The sequence below is a fragment of the Parafrankia elaeagni genome, from assembly GCF_000374165.1.
Lineage (GTDB): Bacteria > Actinomycetota > Actinomycetes > Frankiales > Frankiaceae > Parafrankia > Parafrankia elaeagni.
Map to the genome: position 1 here is coordinate 1 of NZ_KB893677.1, position 4810 is coordinate 4810.

The 4810-nt window shown below is 69.2% G+C and carries 3 protein-coding genes and 1 pseudogene; all 4 read right to left on the bottom strand.

All coding sequences use genetic code 11. The features are described from left to right. Positions 1–1018: 1018 nt before the first annotated feature. Entirely contained in the window at positions 1019–1708 is a 690-nt protein-coding gene (locus B207_RS0104290; RefSeq protein WP_230204829.1) for an SAF domain-containing protein, read from the bottom strand. Beyond that, the gene (locus tag B207_RS37850; RefSeq protein ID WP_230204830.1) at positions 1705–2400 is read right to left on the bottom strand and encodes a hypothetical protein; all 696 of its coding nucleotides are present in this window, start codon (positions 2398–2400) and stop codon (positions 1705–1707) included. The genes B207_RS0104290 and B207_RS37850 overlap by 4 nt, the downstream gene beginning before the upstream one ends. 242 nt (positions 2401–2642) lie before the next feature. After that, the gene (locus B207_RS37855; protein ID WP_084691990.1) at positions 2643–3062 is read right to left on the bottom strand and encodes a hypothetical protein; all 420 of its coding nucleotides are present in this window, start codon (positions 3060–3062) and stop codon (positions 2643–2645) included. Between the two features lie 853 nt (positions 3063–3915). Continuing rightward, a pseudogene (locus B207_RS32475) lies at positions 3916–4810 on the bottom strand (hypothetical protein); the annotation flags it as partial.

Consider the following 4810-nt stretch of genomic DNA (forward strand, 5'->3'; position numbering starts at 1 on the left):
CCCGCAGCCGCATCGCCAACGTCCCCCGCGGGAACGCCGCCCGCGCGACCGCCACCGTCTGCGCCGGGATCTCCGGCAGCCCCTTCGGCTGCAACGACATGTGCCCCACCTCCCGCGGCCCACGAGGCGACCCGGACCGCACAGGAGATCATGCCGCACCCACGACACCCAGCCGAATTAAGCAGCAGAGTCGTCGCGCGGGGCAAAGCAGGGAGGCGAACACCACCCCGCAGCGACGGCAGACCTGACGACGCGACACCGGATGGCGGGGCGAGAGCCCGCGTCGACCCGCGGGGCCGCGTGGCGAGGCGACGGTCGAGCGCGGCGGCAATATCCGCGGCAGCGCGCAGGAGCTGGGAACGGCGGGCGCCGCGCCCGAACCGCCCCCCGGCCACGCCGGCCGCAGCCCGCGGATGATGTGGCAACACCCCTGCTACCGGCAGCCCGACAGCGTCTTCGACCCGTCCCGTGGGCCAGGCGGGTTCACCGGCGAGGATCAGGACACAGTCCCGGCGACCCGCGCCCGTCAGTTCCTCGACCCGTGCAGCCACACGCGCCAGCTCGGCGGGGACCGGACGTACTACCACCGCCAGGACCCCGGCAGCCCCGGCGATCGGCAACGCGGCCGAATCGGGGTCGAGCCGGCCGCAGTCCGCCACGACCAGCCGGCCCGACGCAGCCCCCGGCACCGACCCGGTCTGCGCGAGGACCGCGACCGCTCCCCGGGCGGCACCCGCCTCCACCGGCCCCGCCACCAACCCCACCCCGCCGGCGAGGCCCCAGACATGCGCGTCGACCGGGGCCGCCCCGCCGCGTGCGGCAGCCGCCCAACTCAACAGCCCCGGATAGCCCCGCAGCTGATACCAGCCCGCCACATCGCCCCCGGAGGGGTCGACCTCCACCAGCAGCGGATCGACTCTCTGCGCACCGGCCGGCCAGATCGCTGCCAGCGCAAGCGCCGTCGTCGTCACCCCCGGGGAACCCTTCAACGACCCCACGGCGACCAGACCGGAGCCGCTCACCGCGGGACCGCCCGAACCACCAGCGCGACCCGGCCCGCCGCCGCCGCTTCCGCCACTGCTTCGGCGTCCCCATCCGCGACCTGCAGCGACACCACCGCCCCGCTGTCCCCGGCCGGCGACGCCTCGTCACCCTGGACAGTCACGACCAGCCCCTGCACCGACCGGACCGGTGCGCCCGTTGCGGAGGTGGAAACCGTGGGGTCAGCCGCGCTGGTCGACGCCGCGGTGAGGATGACCGACACCCCGTCGCCGCGGGCCAACTCCGGGGGGTACTGGCCCGCCTTCAGCGCGGCCCCGACGACCGCCCGTCCCGCCGGTGGCACCCGCGACCTGTCACCGACCGCGCCCGCGGGTAGCAGGCTGCCCGCGACCAGCGGCACCACCGCCACCCGGCCGACGACCGCCCCGACCGTGTCCGCGGCCACCACGTCCACTCCAACGCCGGCACCCACCGACACCGGGCGCAGATCCTGTGTCGTCAGCACCTGGCCGGCCGGGACATCGCGGGCCACGACCAGCAGCTCCCGCCGGCCGTCTCGCTCACCACCGACGACGACGAACGCCGCGACGGACAGCGCAATGAGCAGCACTCCGACCAGCGCCCGCCGCGCTGCCCCACCCCGAGACCGCTCCCGCACCGGCGAACGCACATCCCCGTGACGCCGCGTCGGGACTGCGGCCCTCACCTGCGCTCCCCGGGCAGCACCAAGCCCTGCGACTCCCCGACGGCGACCGATGCTGCGGTCTGGGAGGTCAGTCCCGCAGCTTGACCTGTCTGGCCTGCACCGGCCCATTCCACCTGCCAGGTCACGGTCACCGTCACCGGGAACCGGCCCCCCGGCTGACCCGCCGAACTACGCGCGAACGCGATCGAGCACTCCGACCCGGCCGCCGGATCATCCACTCCGACCTGGAACATCCGTCCCGGCCCCGCACAGCGGACCTGCCCACCCGCCCCGAAATCCCACAACACCGACACCGGCCGCGCCGTCGCCGTCACTGACACACCCGGCACCGCTGCCGTCGCCGACACCGGCCCCCAGCTCGCCGCCTCGACCCACAACCACACGGGAACACCGACCGTCTGCAGCACATCCACATCCGGAGACAGCCCGAGAACGGGCGCCGGCAACACCAAGCGGCTGACCGCCCGCTGCGCCATCACCTCCGGCGACGGCGGAACCACCGCCCCCATCACCGCATCCGGCTTCCACACCACCGCCCAGCTACTACTGATCCCGACGCATTTTCGCTCATACCAGGAACCCTCAACACCAGGAGTTGCTTCCATCGCCTCCAGCGCGGGCGTAGCAACGAATTCAGTGGCGGATCGGTAGTAGCAGCCGTCCGCACTGAGCCAGCCAAGATCGGGGTCCACGCAGAGAACTTCTTTGGTTGTTGCGGGTAGTCTGCACATTCGAGCGGAATTTCCTCGTTGCGGAGCGGTCGGGGGTTTCGGGGAGCCGCGGTAGTCCTCGATTGGATTTCCGTCTGTCCCGGCCCAGAGTCGGCAGGCTGTCTCGCTGCATTCGGTGGATCCGAACGAGTCATTCGCACGTGCTGGCGAGGCGATGAGTACCGCTATCAGGATCGCCGTGGTCAGAAGTAGCGCGGAACGCATCAGCAGGTGCCGAGTGCCTGCACGACGAGTTGATCTATCTTCCACTCCCCGGCTCTCTGCACCGCAAGGGCCTGAACATAACGTTGGCCGCCAGGCGTGTCGTTCTCCAGCTGTCCGTCTGTTCGATAATTCAGCCAGTTAGAGCTGTCCACGCAGTCGGTGATGGTAATCCGATCAGGATTTTCCTGTGGAGTCGCGGCCGATACTTTGGGTGATAGAACCGGCTCGCCGCGAGCGACTAGACCATCCCGCCAGTTCGCATAGACGCCGCGGTAGATGAGAGACAAAGCTGGTCCGCTTGTATGCGTCGCCAGTCGCGGGTTCTGATAATCGCCTGTGGCGGCGATCGCGATCCAATCCTCCCACATGCCCCGGTAGGCAGCGAGAGCGTCGCGCTCGGCGACCTGCGCCGCAGTCAACGAGGCTGAGGGGCTGGCTGGGGAGGGAGAGGACCGCGCCGATGCTGGAAGCGTTGGCGCTGGTGATGCTTCGCTGTTGCCGTCAGCGCAGGCGCTCGTCGTGAGCAGGGCCAGCAGGGCGACCGCGCCGCCGAGCGACCATCCGCGCCGCCTCACGTTCCGTTACCCATGTGACCTGTGCCCATCGCTTAGGTAATCCCCTCAGGTGCGAGAGTTATAGACCATCCACGGTAAGTAAGGGCAAGGGTTGTAAATCTCACAGGAGACGTGGCGGGCGGAACGGTCTAGGCTGCGCCGGAGCAACCCAGGGTGGCTACGCAGAGTGCCTGATGCTCTGAGAAGAGAAGATCGGGCAGGCGGTCCGGGCGCCACGACTGGGCGGATTGACTCCGGCGGCCGGTACGCGGTTACTGGTGATCGCGACAAGGGGAAGCGGCTGGTCAGATCCCTGGATTTCCGTGGGCTCCCTCGGCCGGGTCGCCTGCCGAGCGTGCTCGGTGGAGGTCTGGGGTGCCCGTACCGGCCGATTGCGTGTTGAGATGACCCGACGTAGCGGCCCTCTGCGAGTCCGAGGCGTCTTCTCGTGCCGATGCAAGTGCAAGGCAAGTTGCTGCAAAGTTGTTTGAGCTTAAAGGATCAATGATCTGCCTATTCGGGGCACCTGATGTTTGTGTGGCGTGACGGAAAGTCGCCTTCCTGTCAGGTCCCAGAGGGGTCCGAACGGCCTGATCTGGTGTCGTGCTGGCTGCCCAGCGGTAGATCACCTCGATCAGCCGCCTGACCAGGACTGCCACCCGGGACTCTGGCCGATGTTGCTCGCCCGGTTCGTGTCACCCCTTGGCCACTGTCGAGGTCAGTAGGTGATCGTCAGATGACTCTCATCCTTGATGATCCGCCTGCTTCGGGTGGCGGTGTCGGGTGCGCCGCGATAGAGCATGATCGTCGGTGCTGCGGAGCGGTCGGTGTCCCAGGTGTGGATCGCGGCGATGATCCGGTCGGCGAGCTGATGCCGTTTCGGGCCGTGTCCGACAGCGCCCAGGACGTAGGTGTACCCGTCGCGCTCGCGAGTGAGAGTGAGGTAGGCCAGGGAGTCGTCTTCCACCAGAGCCGGGCTTCCCAGCGGGATCGCGGGAGTGCACAGCTGTGAGGTGACGGCGGACGGCTGAGCGGTGATGCGGCAGCAGCCTATTTCGGTCGCGGTGAGGCGTAGCGAGATGCCGTGCAGCGGGGAACGGCGGCCCGAGATGACGCCGGAGAGCGCGACGGTCCGGTCACGCTGGAGGACTCCGTTCAGGGCGGCGCCGTTGATCGGCTGGTCGTGATCCCAGGTGAGGGAGACGAGGCCGTCCTGGTGGATGGACGCGCTCCGTTCCCCTCCCTGGCCGATCAAGGGGGCAAGGCCGGCCGGTTCGATCGTGTCGGAGACCAGGCGGTCGCGGTGATAGGCGAAACCGATGCTGTAGCTCGCGCCCCGCAGGCGGAGAGGAACGACGAGTCGGCCGCCGCGGGCAAGCTGGTCCCACCAGGCCTTGGGAATGTCCCAGGCACCGGCGGCGATGATCCGGTCGTAGGGGGCTTTGGCGGGATGGCCGACTCTGCTGCTTAATTCGCGGTCGGGGTTGTGCGCTGCTGGCTGAGGCGGGTGAGTCTGCTGGTGCGGGGTGTGAAGGGCGGCTGGTGGGGGTTCCAGTGGGCGTCGAGGCGGATGACGTTGACCGCGGTGGCGGAGAAGGCGTGTTGGAGGCGGG